The sequence below is a fragment of the Paenibacillus sp. 2KB_22 genome, from assembly GCF_052115745.1.
In the GTDB taxonomy this organism is placed as follows: Bacteria; Bacillota; Bacilli; order Paenibacillales; family Paenibacillaceae; genus Paenibacillus.
Genome location: NZ_JBFRHG010000001.1, coordinates 564,601 through 582,717 on the forward strand (window position 1 = coordinate 564,601; position 18,117 = coordinate 582,717).

15 protein-coding genes, 1 pseudogene and 1 riboswitch are annotated in these 18,117 nt (G+C 43.5%); all 16 genes and pseudogenes read right to left on the minus strand.

All coding sequences use genetic code 11. From position 1 onward, the window contains the following. Nucleotides 1–42: 42 nt before the first annotated feature. The gene (locus AB4111_RS02345; RefSeq protein WP_442030148.1) at nucleotides 43–399 is read right to left on the minus strand and encodes an MmcQ/YjbR family DNA-binding protein; all 357 of its coding nucleotides are present in this window, start codon (nucleotides 397–399) and stop codon (nucleotides 43–45) included. 144 nt (nucleotides 400–543) lie between these two features. Then, nucleotides 544–1,971 (minus strand): DEAD/DEAH box helicase, encoded by a 1,428-nt coding sequence (locus AB4111_RS02350; RefSeq protein WP_105598631.1) that lies wholly within the window; start codon nucleotides 1,969–1,971, stop codon nucleotides 544–546. Nucleotides 1,972–2,088: 117 nt separating this feature from the next. Further along, on the minus strand, nucleotides 2,089–2,403 hold the full coding sequence (locus AB4111_RS02355; RefSeq protein ID WP_442030150.1) for a DMT family transporter: 315 nt from the start codon (nucleotides 2,401–2,403) through the stop codon (nucleotides 2,089–2,091). Beyond that, the gene (locus tag AB4111_RS02360) at nucleotides 2,403–2,741 is read right to left on the minus strand and encodes a DMT family transporter (protein WP_442030152.1); all 339 of its coding nucleotides are present in this window, start codon (nucleotides 2,739–2,741) and stop codon (nucleotides 2,403–2,405) included. The genes AB4111_RS02355 and AB4111_RS02360 overlap by 1 nt, the downstream gene beginning before the upstream one ends. Before the next feature lie 103 nt (nucleotides 2,742–2,844). Then, nucleotides 2,845–2,945, minus strand: a riboswitch (guanidine-I (ykkC/yxkD leader). 70 nt (nucleotides 2,946–3,015) lie between these two features. After that, nucleotides 3,016–3,645 carry a pentapeptide repeat-containing protein gene (locus AB4111_RS02365; RefSeq protein ID WP_442030154.1) on the minus strand — a complete coding sequence of 210 codons (630 nt, stop codon included), beginning with the start codon at nucleotides 3,643–3,645 and terminating at the stop codon, nucleotides 3,016–3,018. Then, on the minus strand, nucleotides 3,642–4,421 hold the full coding sequence (locus tag AB4111_RS02370) for a class I SAM-dependent methyltransferase (protein WP_442030156.1): 780 nt from the start codon (nucleotides 4,419–4,421) through the stop codon (nucleotides 3,642–3,644). The genes AB4111_RS02365 and AB4111_RS02370 overlap by 4 nt, the downstream gene beginning before the upstream one ends. A gap of 611 nt (nucleotides 4,422–5,032) precedes the next feature. Continuing rightward, nucleotides 5,033–6,112, minus strand: a complete 1,080-nt coding sequence (locus AB4111_RS02375; RefSeq protein WP_442030158.1) for a threonine aldolase family protein — start codon at nucleotides 6,110–6,112, stop codon at nucleotides 5,033–5,035. Then, entirely contained in the window at nucleotides 6,109–6,531 is a 423-nt protein-coding gene (locus AB4111_RS02380; RefSeq protein ID WP_091016501.1) for a MarR family winged helix-turn-helix transcriptional regulator, read from the minus strand. Before AB4111_RS02380 ends, AB4111_RS02375 begins: the two co-directional genes overlap by 4 nt. 247 nt (nucleotides 6,532–6,778) lie before the next feature. After that, a pseudogene (locus tag AB4111_RS02385) lies at nucleotides 6,779–8,496 on the minus strand (ABC transporter ATP-binding protein). 2 nt (nucleotides 8,497–8,498) lie between these two features. Beyond that, a complete protein-coding gene (locus AB4111_RS02390; protein WP_442030160.1) occupies nucleotides 8,499–8,873 on the minus strand; it encodes a hypothetical protein in 375 nt (124 codons plus the stop codon). A gap of 177 nt (nucleotides 8,874–9,050) precedes the next feature. Continuing rightward, nucleotides 9,051–9,992, minus strand: coding sequence for an alpha/beta fold hydrolase (locus AB4111_RS02395; RefSeq protein ID WP_442030162.1), 942 nt, complete (start codon nucleotides 9,990–9,992; stop codon nucleotides 9,051–9,053). 25 nt (nucleotides 9,993–10,017) lie between these two features. Further along, nucleotides 10,018–12,147: a serine hydrolase domain-containing protein gene (locus tag AB4111_RS02400; protein ID WP_442031558.1), complete on the minus strand. Its 2,130-nt coding sequence runs from the start codon at nucleotides 12,145–12,147 to the stop codon at nucleotides 10,018–10,020. A gap of 194 nt (nucleotides 12,148–12,341) precedes the next feature. Next, complete coding sequence (locus AB4111_RS02405) at nucleotides 12,342–13,703, minus strand: sensor histidine kinase (RefSeq protein WP_442030164.1); 1,362 nt, start codon at nucleotides 13,701–13,703, stop codon at nucleotides 12,342–12,344. Continuing rightward, entirely contained in the window at nucleotides 13,700–14,374 is a 675-nt protein-coding gene (locus AB4111_RS02410) for a response regulator transcription factor (protein ID WP_024634381.1), read from the minus strand. Before AB4111_RS02410 ends, AB4111_RS02405 begins: the two co-directional genes overlap by 4 nt. Nucleotides 14,375–14,486: 112 nt before the next feature. Further along, a complete protein-coding gene (locus tag AB4111_RS02415) occupies nucleotides 14,487–16,577 on the minus strand; it encodes a serine hydrolase domain-containing protein (protein ID WP_442030167.1) in 2,091 nt (696 codons plus the stop codon). 23 nt (nucleotides 16,578–16,600) lie between these two features. Beyond that, complete coding sequence (locus tag AB4111_RS02420; RefSeq protein ID WP_442030169.1) at nucleotides 16,601–18,055, minus strand: alpha/beta hydrolase family protein; 1,455 nt, start codon at nucleotides 18,053–18,055, stop codon at nucleotides 16,601–16,603. Nucleotides 18,056–18,117 lie beyond the last annotated feature (62 nt).

The following is an 18,117-nucleotide window of genomic DNA, read 5'->3' on the forward strand; positions in this document are numbered from 1 at the left end:
ACTTGGCGAGCAGACCATTGGCCTTTTTATGAGCGAAATGCCTCACGATTCGACCAGAGATTCCCGAACCCTTTTTGGAAGGGATTGGATAACCATATCATACGAGTGATCGATCATGAAGTAGACATCCTCATTGGACAAGGAACCATCCAGCGTAATGGTATTCCAGTGTTTTTTGTTCATATGATATCCTGGTTGAACTGCTTCATGCTGCTCTCTCAGGTTCTCTGCAATTATAGGATCACATTTTAAGTTCAAGCGACAGTGCTTTTCTTTATTTTCAAAAATCAGCGCGAACATCTTACCCGCGACCTTAATCGCGACTGGATCAGGTCCAAATGGATAATCCTTGATCGCACCTTTCTTCTTCAAACTGTATTCAATCATCGTATCCTTCAAGTCAGTACCTCCCCTTTCACCAGTGGACAATATAATGATACCGAATGTAAGTTCGTATGTAAATAAGCTCTCTACACATACAATAAAACCTCCTCCATAAGATGGAGAAGGTTTTATCTGGGTTTATTTCGGTTTATTTAGGTCTTAATTGGCTCTATCATTCCTTGTTTTGCTACTGCGGCTGAATGAACCATTATTTGATTTACTGCTACTACTGTTCGATCTGCTGCTACTGCTGTTTGATCGATTGCTATTGGATCTACCTTCGCTTGAACGACTGCTATTGGCTTTGCCACTCTTGGCAAACCACTCGGATTTCGGCTTGCGTGCCGGGTTCGCCTTGGACTTCGCCGGTTTGCCTGCAGCCGATTTGTTGAACGCAGGTTTACTGCCCGATGGTTTGCTGGTTTTCTCAAACACAGGTACACCTGTCATCGGATACGGATGACCTTTCACTTCAGGAATCGTCTTCTTGATTACTTTCTCGATATCCTTCAGGAACGGAAGTTCATCTTTTTCACAGAATGAGATCGCCATCCCGCTTTTCCCTGCTCGACCTGTACGTCCAATACGGTGAACATACGTTTCCGGAATGTTAGGCAGGTTAAAGTTAATGACATGTGACAGTTCCTCCACATCAATTCCTCTTGCTGCAATATCCGTCGCCACCAGTACTCGCGTAGCCCCACTCTTAAAGTTGTTCAGTGCCCGTTGGCGGTCGTTCTGAGACTTGTTGCCATGAATGGCCTGTGCCGTAACATTCACTTTGGCCAAATCACGTGTAACCCGGTCAGCGCCGCGCTTCGTGCGTGTGAACACCAATGCCGTGACGATGGATTTATCCTCCAAAATTTGGTTCAACATAAGCTGCTTCTTGCCATTCTCCAACAAATATATAGACTGCTCAATGCGGTCTACGGTTGAAGATACCGGTGTAATTTCTACTTTGACTGGATCAACAAGCAAAGTCTTAACCATTTTGGTGATCTCAGGAGGCATGGTCGCTGAGAAGAACAGCGTCTGCTTTTTGTTCGGCATTTTGGCAATGATTCGTTTCACATCATGAATGAAACCCATGTCCAACATCCGGTCTGCTTCATCCAGAACGAGAATCTCAACCATCTTCAGATCAATACGTTTCTGGTTAATCAGATCGTTCAATCTGCCAGGTGTTGCAATAATAATATCTGCACCTTGATTCAACGCACGCTCTTGTACTTTTTGCGAAACACCGCCAACGATTGCCGTACAACGAATGTCCGTATACCGGCTATATACCTTGATGTTATCCGCGATCTGAATAGCCAGTTCTCGTGTTGGTGTCAAAATTAATGAGCGAATATGCCGTGCCGACTTTGATCCTTGTCCTTTGGATCTTTCGCTTAATAATTGAATGATCGGCACCGAGAATGCTGCTGTCTTGCCTGTTCCTGTCTGTGCACATCCCAGCAGATCTCTGCCAGCTAATACAGCTGGTATGGCCTGTTCCTGTATAGGGGTAGGGTTAGTATAGTTTGCTTTGCTTAACCCTTCCATAATAGAGGGGATAATATTTAAGTCCTTAAATGTCATGTTTTCTCCTTCATTTACGCACATCTATGAATAAGACGCATCTTTTATTTCACACGTAACGTATAAGGATACCATTAAAAACGTAATCTGTACATTATCTTTTTAATATTACTTTGTTTAACTGACCAATTTAAGACCTACTGCCGATCCCAGCACCATAGCGATAAACAGAATTCTTAGGGCATTTCGAGGTTCTCCATAAAACACCATGCCCAGAATAGCACCACCGGAGGCCCCGATTCCCGTCCATACGGCATATGCTGTCCCCATCGGAAGAGTTTTCATCGCAAGGGACAGGAACAGGAAGCTTAAACCAAACCCGGTTACCAATAGAACCAGTGAAATGAGATTACGGTCTTTGTGCAACTTGTTTATCATAAGCACTCCGACCATCTCAAGTACCCCTGCCAAGATAAGAAATACCCAGTTCATTATAGCTGCACCCCCTTATTCTTCTCTTTACTCAGCATTTTAAGACCAATTACGCCGAGTAAAAGTATACCAATGAGTATCATTTTTCCGGCTTGAACAGTTGCATCAAACAAAATAATCTCTGCTAATACAGTACCAGCGGTACCGAGGCCAACGAATACTGCATAGACCGTTCCCACAGGCAGTGTACGGGAAGCTGCAATCATCAAGGAGAAACTGATCAGAATGGCAACCAGTGTAAAGCTCCACTCCAGCAAACCGCTGGCATGTTTCAATCCAATGACCCACCCCACTTCAAACAACGCAGCAATCACAACCGACATCCACGTTTTATTCATACCTGAAACACTCCTTCTCTACTACATTTTCTGTACAACCTGTAAGGGTTCATTAGCGAAAAAACAAAAAAAACCCGGGAAACAAACTGCATGATCGCAGTTCATCTCCCAGGCTTTTATCCCTCCGTGGCACAACCAACAGGTTGCGGGTTTTCTCTCGGACCAGACCGACACAGACATCGCGGAACCCTAGAAAACCTGTTTTTATTCTAATGTGTCTCCAATTATACACACTTCTACTATCTTGGCAACCCCGTTAATCTGATCATGCCATTTATTTGATAATCAAACCCATTAATCCTACAAATGTGGCGGCTTGATGTGGTGAGATCACACAACCGTTAAGATCTTCCATGGTTAACACCAAGGAATCAAATTGGCAATCGCTAAGATCCAAATCCTTCATTTTGGTCCCCGTTAAGGAAGCTTGGTCGATGTTACATTGAGTGAACTCCATTTTCTGAAGAGCCAGATAGGCAAAGTCCGCACCAATCAAGGTACATTCCGAGAAGGAGACCTGTTTCAGATGGGCAAAACGGAAATTGCTGTAATCCCCTAAACCATGAAGGAAACTGACATTTTGCAAGCGACTATTGGAAAAATCAGTTCCGACAAACTTGCAGTTATGCCATTCGATCCGGTGCATGAAGGCACCAGAAAGATTGACATTGGAGAAGTCGCAGTGTTCGAACCGGACATCGGTGAATTCAAATTGTTCCAAGGCAGACTCTGAGATCGTCACATGTCTAAATACAACATTTTCAAAGGAAACCTTACTCGCTTCCTGTTGATCCAATGTCATGTTCTCAATCAGTTTGTGTTTGTACTCCACTTTGGATTCGAGAAAACCAATCGTTTCCGGTTCGAGCAACTGCTCCTGAAGCTTGGGTTTGTCCACTTTCACACCGCATTCCCCGATTCCTTAATAGCCACAACTCGCAGTCGGCTTCTGTCCAGATACCATTGTCCATCCCGCATCAGTTGTGGCTGTACTTTTTTCTCTACAGCTTCCATAATAACATCCTGTTCCGCAGGTGTGATACCCCTGAATAAATACTCCGCGAAGCTGTCCAACCACTTTCTGGGACCTTGCTTAAACGGGGTAAATTGGTCAACATGCTGGACCAGACTAACTCGAAATCCGTTTTGCTCCAGTAGATTAGCATATTCGCCAATGGTAGGGTGATACCATGGATTCCGACCTTCCCATTCGTATCCACGGGCATGCAGTTCTTCCCTTACCGCTGTTATTAATATAGCCGTGTTACCACTTCCAGCAAACTCAGCCACGAACCGTCCGCCCGTCTTAAGCGCTAAGGATATGGATTGTACTACAGCTGGGGCATCCTTTATCCAATGCAGAACGGCATGAGAGAAGACCGCATCAAACGATTCTTCAGACCGATAATGACAGGCATTAGCGACTTGAATATTCATATCAGGATATTTCTGTTTAGCTTGCCTAATCGTCTCCTCTGAAAAATCAATGCCTGTTGTCAGCGCTCCTGCCGCTTCAATTTTGGCTGTCAGATCCCCATTGCCGCAACCCACATCAAGGATTCGTTCTCCATGGGACGGCTGGAGCAAGGATAAGATAGGTGTTTCCTGTAACGCTGTAAAAGGAGCAGAATGACCACTCCACGATTCGTTCGTTTGACCGGATGAATGTCCGTTATTCATAGAATATAATCTCCTTCTTAATTAAGGATCTAATGTATCTATGATAACTTTAATATAAGAGAACTGTCAATTTACTTCTTAGAATATTAAAAAAGCCTCCGGGCAAAGTCCTTCAATGCACGTCTAACCATTTCATCACTGGTCTCTAATTTCATCTCATCCATCCTTCACATACTCCTTGAATTTTTACTTTAAGAGGATGTTGTCTCCACCTCTTCTGTAACGAGCTCTAACCAGCATGAGAAGTATATATCTCGATGTACGGAATTTTCTTCGTACTTGATCTGTGATTCGAGCCTGTCAATTAAAATCTGCCTCACATGGTTTGATAACCACTTCATCATCTTAATCACCCAACTTTTCGAATAAACTTTAATAGTTTAGCTCTGTTAACATACTCTTAGTATGCCGAATTACGGGCTGCAAGCGATATAACGATCATCTTAATTGTTTGCCTGATCCTCTCACTCTCAGGCCATTCCCATCATAATGGTGCAATGGAAAAGGCGATTCCTTGCCTGTAGGCTTACTGAACTCTTTATCTCAGGAAAAGCATACGAAAAAGGACAACCCCGACGAGTTGTCCTTTTTCAGTATTAACATTTGCAAAGTTAAACCAATGCTTCGACGCGCACCGTAACCTGGATCTCTTCATGCAATAATTGAGCAATATCACGAGTCAGTGCATCCACATTCTCCTGCCGGGTTGCCCAGCTGGTACAAAAGCGCACCGCACTGTGTGTATCGTCAACCTTTTCCCAGAAGGAGAAGGTATAATCATTCCGTAATTTCTCAAGCAAAAGATTAGGCAGAATCGGAAACTGCTGGTTGGTTGGTGAGTCATACAGGAAGCGTACTCCCTGCTGTTCGAGTGAATCATGAATTCTCAACGCCATATCCACGGCATGACGGGAAATCTCAAGATACAGGCCGTCTTCCAATAAGGTTTCGAATTGAATCCCCAGCAACCTGCCTTTGGCAAGCAGGCCACCTTTTTGTTTGATCATATAACGAAAATCTGGTTTGATCGCTTCATTCAGGATAACGACAGCTTCACCCATCAATGCCCCAATCTTGGTTCCGCCGATGTAAAATACATCGCACAAGCGCGCAAGATCAGCAAGTGTCATATCACAATCTCGGGAGGCAAGTGCATATCCAAGGCGTGCTCCATCCACGAAAAATGGAAGACCGCATTCTCTGCTGACTGCGTGCAATGCTTGCAATTCTGCCTTGCTGTACATCGTTCCGTTCTCCGTTGGCTGAGATATGTATACCATACCTGGCTGTACACAATGTTCCGGTGACGACTCGTTCATGTGCGCATCATAGACTGCCTTAACCTGTTCAGGCGTGATCTTTCCGTCCTCGCTTGGGACCGTGAGTACCTTATGACCCGTTGCTTCAATAGCTCCAGTCTCATGAACCGCAATGTGTCCCGAGGTCGCTGCAATCACACCTTGATATGGACGCAAAATAGAGGCAATCACCGTTGTATTCGTCTGTGTACCGCCAACCAAGAAATGAACATCGGCCTGCTCGTTGTCACAAGCCTGACGAATAAGCATTCTCGCGCGTTCGCAATGCTCATCCGTGCCATACCCGCTTGTCTGTTCCATGTTGGTTTCCATCAGTTTTTGTAAAATGCGTTCATGCGCACCTTCGTTATAGTCACATTCAAATCGTATCATCGTGTTGTCTCTCCTGCCTTCTTGTTCAACTTCTCTTGTATGTTCATCATGGAGGTGTATACCTCTTGAATCTCTTCTTCATTGAGGTCTTGCATTAATTTCAGGATCTGTTGATCCGAACGATCATTCAATTGGGCATACAGTTCCTCACCCTTGGCTGTCAGACGAATCAGACTGACCCGGCTGTCGGCCGCAGAATTCACTTTCACCAGCAGACCTTCCTTGGACAGCTTGTTTACAATGCGGCTCATATAACTGCGATCAATGGTCAGTGTATCCACCAGATTGTTCGCGATGCTCTCTCCCCGAATTCCAATCTCAATAATGACCCGTACTTCAGCAAAGGAATACCCTGTTCCGAGAATATGCTTGTCGAGTACGCCAAGTATGTTGGTATAGAAACGGTTAAAACGTCGCATGTCAGCCAGAATATCTGGATTTATGTACTGAGAGTCGATGTCAAACCCTCCTTTTTAGTGGACATTGTCAACATTATAATAGTCAGGTTAGTGGACGTTGTCAACATTATATTTTCCCTTGGTATTTGGTAACCTCATTTTTAAGCCAAACCAAAAAGCCGCGCATATGCGCGGCCTTCTGGGGATAACAGCGATCGGAAGGTTATTCTGTCATCGGAGTGGCCAGTGTAAATTTAATTTATATGGATTAAGAGTGACTATATTGCACCTGATGAAGACGGCTGTATATACCCCCAGCGGCGACCAGTTCCTCATGATTGCCCTGTTCAGCGATGCCATCTGTGTTCACTACGATAATTCGATCCGCATTCTTGATCGTTGTCAATCGGTGTGCGATCACAAGTGTCGTTCTACCCACCGACAATTCAGCGAGTGATTGCTGAATAAGTGCTTCCGTTTCCGTATCCAGTGCAGAGGTTGCCTCATCCAGAATAAGAATGGGTGGATTTTTCAAGAACATACGAGCAATGGATAAGCGTTGCTTCTGTCCTCCGGATAGCTTGACTCCACGCTCGCCAATGACGGTATCCATGCCGTCCGGCAGCGTAAGAATTAATTCCTCCAATGAGGCACGGCGAGCGGCATCCCAGATCTGTTCGTCCGTTGCACTCAGGTCACCATAAGCAATATTCTCCTTAATGGTACCCGAGAACAAAAATACATCCTGTTGAACGATCCCGATATGCTTACGCAACGATTGAAGCTTAACATCCCGAATGTCCACACCATCTACAGTGATTCGTCCCTCTTCTACCTCATAGAATCGCGGAAGCAAGCTGCAAATCGTTGTCTTACCTGCGCCTGACGGGCCAACAAAAGCAACGGTTTCCCCTGGCCGAACAGACAGACTGATATCATTCAAGATACGCCGACTGGATTCATATCCGAACGAGACGTTCTCGAAACGAATATCGCCCTTCACACTTTCAAATTCCACGGCGTTTTTGTTATCCGCAATTTCAGGTTCTGTATCAATGATCTCCAGATAACGCTTGAAACCAGCGATGCCCTTCGGATAACTTTCAATGACTGCGTTAATCTTCTCGATAGGTCGGAAGAAGATATTCGACAGCAGCAGGAAGGCCATAAAATCACCCATATTAATTCTGCCATCAATATAAAACCAAGCCCCGCTGATCATGACAAATACCGTGACCAGTCGCATCATCATATAACTCACCGAGATACTTTTCGCCATCGTTTTGTAGGCAAGCAGTTTGGTTTTACGGAAATTCTGATTGTCCACCGCAAAAAGTTCTTTCTCGTGTTCTTCGTTGGCGAACGATTGCACAACACGCATGCCACCGACATTGTCTTCAATGCGCGCATTGAAATTGCCGACGTCTCCGAAGAGTCTTCGATACGTCTTCGTCATACGGCCTCCAAATACGATAATGACCCAAGCCATAATTGGGATAATGATAAAGGTAAGTAGCGCAAGCTCAAGATTAATGTTAGCCATCAGCCAGAATGATCCGATTAATGTCATCACTGCAATGAACACATCTTCAGGTCCATGGTGAGCAACCTCGCCGATATCGTTCAGATCATTCGTGAGATGACCAATTAAATGACCCGTTTTGCGATTATCGAAGAACCGGAAAGACAACTTCTGCAAGTGAGCGAACATCTTCTCACGCATGTTGGTCTCAATGTTAATGCCCAGCATATGTCCCCAGTATGTAACGACATAGTTCAATACCGTATTAAGTGCATAGATGGATAACAGCACAATACAGGCAAGCAAAATAAGAGGCCAATCCTGACCAGGCAACAACTCATTAATGAATTTGCTGACGGCAAGGGGGAAAGCCAACTCCAGAAGACCTGCGAGTACAGCACATCCAAAATCAATCAAAAACAGTTTTTATAAGGACGATAATACGAGAAAAAACGACGAATCATACTTATTCACTCTCACTCTCCAGGTTCTTATTGGGAATTACATCTTCATTTTGCAGTTCGAAAAGATGGACATACTCATCGATGACCTGATCAATGGCTTTCAACTCCCCACTGATTATCGGGCGAATATGTTCATACTCCTCCTGACCAAGTTGTCTGGCGAGCGTTGTTCTTCGATTCTGCATCTGTTCCAGAAATACAAGAATCCGGCCGCGACGGAATGTTTGCGCACCATGGCCCCGTTTCCCCTGATGTTCACCATGTCCTCTGCCACGTCTGGAGCGCTCTCCACGTTGCTCACTGTCACTCACATCACGTTTCGGACGTTCACCTTGACGTACACTTCCATCCGATTCTTCGATCTGTCGATCTCTCATCCTGCCACCTCCATTGCATGTATACATATGTATACAACGCGCTCATGTATACGATTGTATACGCAGTAAAAAACGGTGTCAACCTTAATTTTCCAATAAAGTAACTACGCATGTATGCTCATCACTTCTTTCAATAGAAAAAAGCCGCGATTTCGCGGCTTCTTTTGTTGACACACTCTACTCTATTTCACTCATAAACTTCCTATATTCTTGAACGATTTCTTTGGATCGGGTGTGATGCAAATAATGTTCTCCCTCGAAAGTCATCACTTTTCCATGCACTGAATCTTTGACTTGCTCTTCATGCAAGGGTATCCATCCTTCCGTTTCGGTATCATTCGCTTGTAAGAAGAAAATCAACGGAAGATCTTTGGGGAAAGACAAGTTCTCAGTTGCTTTGAAATTAGGAGCGAAATTTTCGCCTTCATTCAAGTTGTTCGGATTAAACGTATTTTTGAGTGAAAGTATTCTAATTTGCTCTCTGGTTTCATCATCAACATCGGGTGCAATCAGTTGATCAGGGGCCAGTTTCATTAACAATCGGTAGAATCCTGATTTTTTAAGCAATTTGTACGTTTCAGTTGGGAATGGATCATCGTTACCTCCCTGCGTTGGGACACTGCTCTCGATGCCGACAAAGGAAGTTACTTCGTTTGCATATTTGTTCACATAATCCAGACCGTATATCCCTGAAATGGAGTGAGCCATGAGCGTGTAACGTTGAATACCAAGTTGCTGTAACGCTTCATGAATTTCACTAACCATATTTTCCGTAGTACGCTCTTTTTCAGTAATGTCACTTAATCCATAACCGAAAGGTTCAATAACAACGACTTTGTAAAATGGAGATAGCTCATCGATGAGCGGTTTGAAATCAAGGGCTGGAGCGGGTGTTCCATATCCAGGAAGCAATACCACCGTTTCTTTGCCTTTTCCTTGAATCAACACATTCATGTTTTTGCCATCAACCGCTACAAACTGGCCATAAGGTTTTATTTTCCCTTCCTCCGATTTATTGCTAACTGCATTAACAATAAAGACAGTCGCAATAAATAATGCAAAAGCGATAACGATCGCTCCGAATATTTTGAGCAAAATGATTAATATTTTTTTCATCATGATGGTTCTCTCCTGTTGAGTTCATTTACTTTTTTAATGAAATTTCAAATTTGGCTCCAGCCTCACCTGCAAATACAATACGGCCGTTTTCGGGTAAAACAACAACATTCTTACCGCTGACTACGCTGTGATTAATACAAATTCCGTTCTGATCATAGATAGCAAAGGCTCCATTTGCAGGTAACTTCACTGTCATGACTTTTCCTTTCGCAGTAGCGGGTACCGAAAACCATTTGGCATATCCATCTGCTTGAATGGTTGTTGCGGATTGTTTACCGGAATAGATTGGTTTTACCAATCCCTCACTGGCGAATACATAACCTGAAAATGTAAGATACTCTCCATCGTTCTTTTTGGAGAAATGAATGTCCATCGGTTCTCGTCCGGCACTACCCGGAATCTGCAATTGATTGGCTGCTTCGCCTGCTCCAATAATCTTATTATTGGACATATACCCTGGATTCTCTTTATTCAATTGAATAGGCAGGATCGATGTAGCATTAAGATAGAGCATGGATGTGTATTTCGCATTCACCAGATAATATTTTTTACCATCACGCTTTGCCCATGCAGCGTTAATCTCCTTGGGTAATGTATTGGCTTTGAGCTTTTCCGCATTATATTCTGAGAGAGCCACCTGTCCGAGTCCTGGAACGGAGATATAAGATCGAGACCACAGGTAGGTATTCCCATTTTTCTCCACAACGAATTTCAACTTTTCTGTACCATCATCACTCACAAAAGTACCATCTGATGTATAGGTGTATTCTTGAACCGGATTACTTGGAGCCGTGAGAGAGGAGAGCGTCATTTGTCCTGCCTTATTTATTTTGATCTTCGTAACTGAATTATTGCCACCATAATTCCCTGCAAACTTGGAGATTTCTTTAGGCACATCAGCCTTCACAGGTACACCAAATGATTTTTCCGGTTTCCGTTCTTTAATAATGCCCTTTTCTTCAAGTGCGCTAAGTAATAACTCACTCGCAATGAATTGATTGGTTATGCTTGCTCCGCCTGAAGAGATCACGGCTGCAGCCATGTTGTATTCCGGAAGTACGACGAGTGAAGAATGATAAGATAACGTATCTCCACCTTTCGTAACAGCCTTGATGCCGTAGTCACTGAATGGGAACAAGTCCACACTATCCCACCCTAATCCGTAAGACATAGAAGAATCACTATCCTCTGGCCACATGCCTCTTCTGTATTCTTTTTGCTCCATGGCTTCTACCGACTTGTTGGAAAGAATCCCTTTGACCTCTCCTGTGAAGATTTGCGAAAATTTCACCAGATCCTTAGCGGTGGAATATAAGCCTCCTGAAGCTATGATATTATAATTCTCGCGTGGAAGCTGCCCCTTATACACAGGAGAGTAGATTCCCGCCATTTCTCCCGTATTAACTATATCCTGTGGTGTTTTGGTATGATTCATTTTCAGAGGCTCTGTAAAATTTTTGTGTATAAATGCCGTAAAGCTCATACCAGTGACTCTCTCAACCAGAATTTCAGCTAATGTAAATCCATCGTTAGAGTACACCGAATACGCACCTGGCTTTGCCATCAGATTCTGGGTCGCCAATTGATCCAAAAAGGTATCATGTGCATAGGTATCATTGTCCCCATACAGTATAGCACTACCGACAGAGGTTCCGAAAAGCCCGGCCGAGTGATTCAGCAACATACGGGGTGTAATCTGTTTGTATCGTTTATCTTTCATTGTAAAATCTGGCATATAGTTCACAACAGGCACATCCAAATCGATCTTGCCTTCATCAACCAGCTTCATTACAGCGGCTGTAAGCATCATTTTACTGGTTGAACCAATGCCATAGATTGTGTTCGAAGTAAGAGGTACCTTGTCGTTTAGATCGTTCTTGCCCGTTTGACCGGACACCGTAATCTCTCCACCATCAATGAGCGCATATTGCAGACTCGTCGTACCGTACGTTTCAGTCAGCAACTTAGCTTTTTCGATTACGGTTTTCTTTGTTGTCTCATACGTAAGGTTAATGCTGTTATTCATGGCAGCCGGTGCGGCCATTGCAGACATTGGGGCAAGTATCGTCAGCATGAGAGTCACAGCAGCTATAGTATTTCTCTTTCTTGCTCTCCTCACACTCATCTTCAGTTTTGTTACCTCTCTTGGTTTCATTCTTGCATCTACTCCTGTCTTCATCATTGTGTTAAGCCACCATAACGTGGGCGCTAAAGACAATATAACAAACCAAGATGTCCCCCTAATGACTACAACATGAACGGAGGATGAACAGGCAAAAAAAGTTTGCATCATCATACGCAAGGAGGTTAATACAGGGTGTCATAGCCTAGTGAAGGCATGAAATCCAATCACTCTGTGGGTGTTGTGATTGGCAAGATGACTATGAAGGTCGTTCCTCGTCCATATTCGCTCTCCACCCGGATGTCCCCTTGATGAAGCGAGACGATCTGCTTTACAATAGCTAGTCCCATACCGCTTCCTTCATATTTCTGACTGTGGGAACGATCAGCTTTAAAGAATCGGTCAAATATACGCTTTTGATCTTCCGGGAGAATACCAATACCCGAATCCGATATGCGGATCATCACGTTCTTGATATTCTGTTTGATCGTGACGTTAATTCGGGCACCATCTTCGGAAAATTTGATGGCATTGCCGAAGATATTGATCCACACCTGATTTAACTGGTCATAATCGGCCGTGATTTTGGTGGGCTGCAAATCAAGATCGATCTGAATGTTACGGGCCGACCATTGGGGTTGAATAGCAACAATTACTCGTCTGATCTGTTCATCCAGACTGAGCGTGGCGAGCCGCATTTGCAATGATTGAGATTCAAGCAAACTCAGCTTTAGCAGACTATCACTTATTTTGGACATTCGTGCAGTTTCAGTGATGATAATGTCGAGATAATCGCTTCTTTCGTCATCCGGGAGGTCTACCTGCTTGAGCGCTATAGCAAAACCGGAAATGGAAGTGAGCGGAGACTGAACTTCATGGGACACGTTTGCTACGAATTCCCTGCGCATCTGCTCAAGCTGCTTTAGATCGTGCATCATTTCTTCAAAGCTGCGAGCCAAAGTACCTATCTCACCCTTTTGTTTAATATTAAGCTTGACTTTGAAATCTCCAGCAGCTATAAGCCGGGTCGCTTTTGTCAATTTTTTGATCGGTCTTACCAGAAAAATAGCCGCAATTAGTATCAATAGGCTTCCTGCTAACAACGAACAAATCAAAAAGGTTACAACAAACTTGATAAGAAATGAGCTGGAAGAGGAAGTGAGGGGCTCTACAAACATTGCTATGCTTCCCATTTCAGTTTTTATCGGCAATCCCAAGAAGATCGTATCGATTCCATTAACTTGGACCCTTTCCCCATCCAGCACTTTCTTCACTTGTTCTGTAGTCACTAGGAAAGGATGTTGTCCTTTAAGTTCTCCATAGGATTGAAACTGCCCCGTTGCTTTATAGATTCGAATGTGGTAGGAGTTGAGTTGTTTCATTTCACTTATAAACATTTCTGCTTCGCGTAGAGGCAATGTCTCGTAGATGCGGACGATATCCTGGCCAAAGTCAAGCAAGGAGCCTTGTAAGTTTTCGTTTAATTTATCTTGAAATATCCAGGTTGTAGCAAGAAAAGAAAGGATTGTGCCCCCGATCACGGAGACCAGAAAGGTCAGGACTACACGTGTATAGAGGGAGCCGGTCACTCCTGCACCTCTAGCCGGTAGCCAAGTCCCCGCACCGTTTCGATACGAAAATCGGAGATATCGGCAAAACGTTCGCGTAGACGTTTAATATGCACGTCTATCGTTCGATCATCACCAGTATAATTAATTCCCCAAACTTGATCGATTAATTGCTCCCGCGTATAGACTTGTCCCGGTAATCCAGCAAGTTTATACAATAATTCGAACTCTTTAAGCGGCAAGGTGAACGACTCTGTACCCCTCAGGACCTTATAAGTCTGCCGATTCAGAATAACGTTGCCTAATTGGATGGTCTGCGTTAAACCTATACGGTATCGTTTCAACAGTGCCTTGACGCGAGCCATCAACTCAAGCGGATCGAATGGCTTCGTCATATAGTCATCTGTCCCGAGCTGAAATGCTTGTACTTTCTCCCAGGTCTCGTTTCTTGCCGTCAACATGAGTAACGGAAGATCCGGATTGGCTCTTCGAAGTTCCTCGCATAATGCCCAACCGTCCATGACTGGCATCATAATATCAAGAATAACCAAATCGACTGGCGTGGAGGTATAGATAGCCAGGGCTTCCTTTCCGTCTACGGCGTTGATGGTTGTAAATCCGTCGTTGCGCAAAAATAAACAGACGAGTTTGCGAATATTCGCATCGTCGTCAGCAACTAATATCGTAGGCATCGTTTCCACTCTCCTAAAAAAGAATATAAATATATCTTCTTCAATTGAACAAAAGCAGCCGATTACTTTGATCGGCTGCCTTCGTTAAACATGCTACCTTACTAAAATTCATCTATTTCAATGAAATTTCAAATGTGGAACCAACGTCACCTGCAAATACAATGCGGCCGTTCTCTGGTAAAACAACTTCATTCTTACCGCTGACCACGGTGTGATTAATACAAATGCCCTTTTGATCATATACGGCAAAGGCACCATTTGAAGGCAGTTTAACGTTCATGACTTTTCCATTCACCGTTGATGGTATAGAAAACCATTTGGCGTAACCGTCTGCTTGAATCGTTGTTACAGATTGTTTGCCCGAATAGAGTGGTTGTACAAGTTCCTCACTGGCGTATATGCTACCTACAGCTGTGATGTACTCCACTCCGTTCTTTTCGGCGAAATAAATCTCCTTGGTATCACGTCCAGCCATACCAGGGATCTGAAGCTCAGTGACTGCTTCGTTTGCTCCAATAATCTTGTTATTGGACACATACCCCGGAGTCTCCTTACTCGTATAAATAGGAAGAATTGATGACGAATGGAGATAAACTGTTGATGTATACTTCTGATTCACCACGTAATATCTTTTACCTTCACGCTGTTCCCACGAGGCGATAACATCCTGGGATAATTCATTGGCTTCCAGCTTCTCCGCTGTATATTCGGAGAAAGCCAACTGCCCAAGTCCTGGCAAGGATATATAAGATCGAGACCACAGATAAGTACGTCCATTCTTCTCCGTAACAAATTTCAACTTTTCTGTACCTTCATCGTTAACAAAAGTACCATCTGTTGTATATGTGTATTCTTGAGCCGGATTACTCGGAGCTGTGAGTGTGGACACAGTCATTTGTCCAGCATGATTCATTTCAATCTTTTTAACCGAATTATTGCCGCCATATATACCTGCATACGTGGAGATTTCTTTAGGTATATCTGACTTCACTGGCACGCCAAACGATTTTTCCGGCTTTCGTTCTGTAATAATACCCTTTTCTTCAAGTGCGCTGAGTAATAATTCACTAGCAATGAACTGATCTTTGGCACTTGTCCCACCTGAGGAGGTAACGGCTGCAGCCAGATTGTATTCCGGAAGTACGATTAATGAGGAGTGATACGATATGGTATCCCCACCTTTGGTAACAGCCTTGATGCCATATTCACTGAATGGGTACAAGTTCACACTATCCCACCCTAACCCGTAAGATATAGACGTATCGCTATCCTCCGGCCACATGCCTCTTTTGTATTCTTCTTGCGCCATGGCCTCTACCGACTTACTGGAAAGAATGCCCTCGACCTCTCCCGTGAAAATTTGTGAGAATTTCACAAGATCTTCAGCAGTGGAATAAATGCCTCCCGTAGCGATGATATTATAATTCTCTTGAGGAAGCTGCCCTTCAACCAAAGGAGAATAGATTCCCGCCATTGCTGCCGTATCAACCACATCCTGCGGTGTTTTGGTATGTTTCATGTCCAGGGGCTCTGTAATATATTTGTGTATAAATGCAGTAAAGCCCATGCCACTAACTCTTTCGACCAGAATCTCCGCTAATGTAAAACCATCATTACAATATACGGAGTATTCTCCTGGATCTGCTTTCAGATTCTGTAGCGCCAATTGATCCAGAAAAGTGTCATGTGAATACGTGTCATTATCCCCGTACAAGGTAGCATTGCTGCCGGAGCTGCCCAGCAGACCGGAGGAATGATTCAACAGCATGCGTGTTGTAATTTGTTTGTATCGGTTATCTTTCATTTTAAAGTCAGGGATATAGTTCACAACAGGCTTATCCAAATCAATCTTGCCTTCGTCAACTAGCTTCATTACAGCAGTGGTAAGTACCATTTTACTGGCGGAACCAATGCCATAGATCGTGTTCGAAGTAAGAGGCACCTTATTATTTATATCGTTCTTGCCCGTTTGACCGGACACCACAATCTCTCCAGCATCGATTAATGCATATTGCACACTGGTCGTACCGTACGTCTCAGTAAGGATCTTCGCTTTCTCCGCTACTATTTTCTGGGTTGGTTCATACTTCAGATCACTGTTGTTACTCGTAGCTGGTGCGGCCATGACTGACATTGGAGCTAACATCATTAACACCAGAGTTAAGGCGGTGATTGAAGTTCGTTTTCCCGTTTGTCGTCCCATTCACATCATCTCCTGAGTTTCAATTAGAGTTCTTTCGGATCTACAAATTTCACCTCTGGGTAGATGTCGCTCGGCTCCTGTATCAGGTTTCCACCCATTCCTTTCAATTGTTTGTTAAAGAAATCGAGTACATATTGATTTACGATACTTGATCCTCTTTTACCATTGATCTCTCCCGTGATCCCGGACAGTTTAATCAGTTCTGAATAAAATTGAAGATCCGTGAAATTGAAGTGCTGGGTTCCTTCTATATAAATCACATTTCCCCCATGTTCAATAACATTTTTCATAATGTGCAGCTCATCTGAAAGAAACTTAGTTACTTCGTCATTCGAATTTCTATCCTTTTCAAAAGTGGCTAACCACTCTTCAAAATTTCCCGATCTGATAAACATAAACGGCTTGTTTATATCATCTCTATCTTCTACTTCATTCAGTGACCCATCCATATTAACCCCGGCCTTGATTCGATGATCTAAATACGTTGCATTAAACGCCGTTGCACCCCCAAAAGAATGCCCCATCGAGCCTATGTTATTTAGATCCATTTTCCCTTTAAACTGACTTTCAATTGCACCTGAATTCAGCTTTTCGATTTGATCAATTACAAACTCCACGTCTTTTGTCCATATATCCCCAACTTCTCTGCGGTCATCTATGGTTGTCATCTTTGTTGTATAACCCGTTACACGGCCATCAGGAAAAAGGGTAGCAAACGTGCTGTACGTATGATCGATTGTCACTACGATAAACCCATGACTGGCCAGATTCTCCGCCTGTGATGCTTGTAGAACTCTACTGGTTCCCATACCATGAGATAGCAGCACCACAGGATAAGGACTTGCAGAAGGTAATATTTCTACATTTTCATAAGAGTTGCTATGACTATACTTCCAGTAGTCGAGCACAAATTCAGGCAGTTTCAAAGAAGCAGAGAAGCTCTTAATATACGTTTTGAACATTTCTTTATTATTTGGAAACAGCGTGTCACGCTTGTTGTTATTAATATTTTCAGTTGGGTACCATACTTGAACCATTAGCTCCCTCTTATCACTTTGATCTTCAGTCAAGACTTCATCTCTGTTCTGATCTGTAAAATGAAAGGTTTGAGTACCCACTTTCTCTGGACCATCCGGCTTCGGCAAATTAAAGACAGGTAAGTATACGGACAAGAGGGTAGAAGCAACAAGCAGAATGACGATTAAGGAAGATAAACTATATCTCAACACCTTTCCTATTTTTAGATTCACCATTTTTTCGGAATGCCTGAATAAAACGATGATTATGAATAGAGCCGTCATGACATATACCAAAAGCAACTGCCATCTGTATCCCTCAACCAATAAATGAGCTACGAGTATGACGCTGCTTCCTATACCTACACCCAAGCCTGTTTTCTTTGCACTTCTTTTAATAAATAGTAGGTCTACGAGTAAAGCGAAACAGGATAGAACTAAAAGTATCTCAAATAATCTCATTTTGAATGCCTCTCTCTTTCATCACGGACATCGTCCGAATTAGATATATTATGGAAAATCCG

What these genes read in the sequence shown, in the direction of transcription:
- AB4111_RS02395 (WP_442030162.1), bottom strand. Translation starts at nt 9,992, where the DNA reads ATGATGAAAAAAATATTAATCATTTTGCTCAAAATATTCGGAGCGATC.
- AB4111_RS02400 (WP_442031558.1), bottom strand. Translation starts at nt 12,147, where the DNA reads ATGAAACCAAGAGAGGTAACAAAACTGAAGATGAGTGTGAGGAGAGCA.
- AB4111_RS02410 (WP_024634381.1), bottom strand. Translation starts at nt 14,374, where the DNA reads ATGCCTACGATATTAGTTGCTGACGACGATGCGAATATTCGCAAACTC.
- AB4111_RS02415 (WP_442030167.1), bottom strand. Translation starts at nt 16,577, where the DNA reads ATGGGACGACAAACGGGAAAACGAACTTCAATCACCGCCTTAACTCTG.
- AB4111_RS02380 (WP_091016501.1), bottom strand. Translation starts at nt 6,531, where the DNA reads ATGCGACGTTTTAACCGTTTCTATACCAACATACTTGGCGTACTCGAC.
- AB4111_RS02420 (WP_442030169.1), bottom strand. Translation starts at nt 18,055, where the DNA reads ATGAGATTATTTGAGATACTTTTAGTTCTATCCTGTTTCGCTTTACTC.
- AB4111_RS02355 (WP_442030150.1), bottom strand. Translation starts at nt 2,403, where the DNA reads ATGAACTGGGTATTTCTTATCTTGGCAGGGGTACTTGAGATGGTCGGA.
- AB4111_RS02370 (WP_442030156.1), bottom strand. Translation starts at nt 4,421, where the DNA reads ATGAATAACGGACATTCATCCGGTCAAACGAACGAATCGTGGAGTGGT.
- AB4111_RS02375 (WP_442030158.1), bottom strand. Translation starts at nt 6,112, where the DNA reads ATGATACGATTTGAATGTGACTATAACGAAGGTGCGCATGAACGCATT.
- AB4111_RS02390 (WP_442030160.1), bottom strand. Translation starts at nt 8,873, where the DNA reads ATGAGAGATCGACAGATCGAAGAATCGGATGGAAGTGTACGTCAAGGT.
- AB4111_RS02360 (WP_442030152.1), bottom strand. Translation starts at nt 2,741, where the DNA reads ATGAATAAAACGTGGATGTCGGTTGTGATTGCTGCGTTGTTTGAAGTG.
- AB4111_RS02350 (WP_105598631.1), bottom strand. Translation starts at nt 1,971, where the DNA reads ATGACATTTAAGGACTTAAATATTATCCCCTCTATTATGGAAGGGTTA.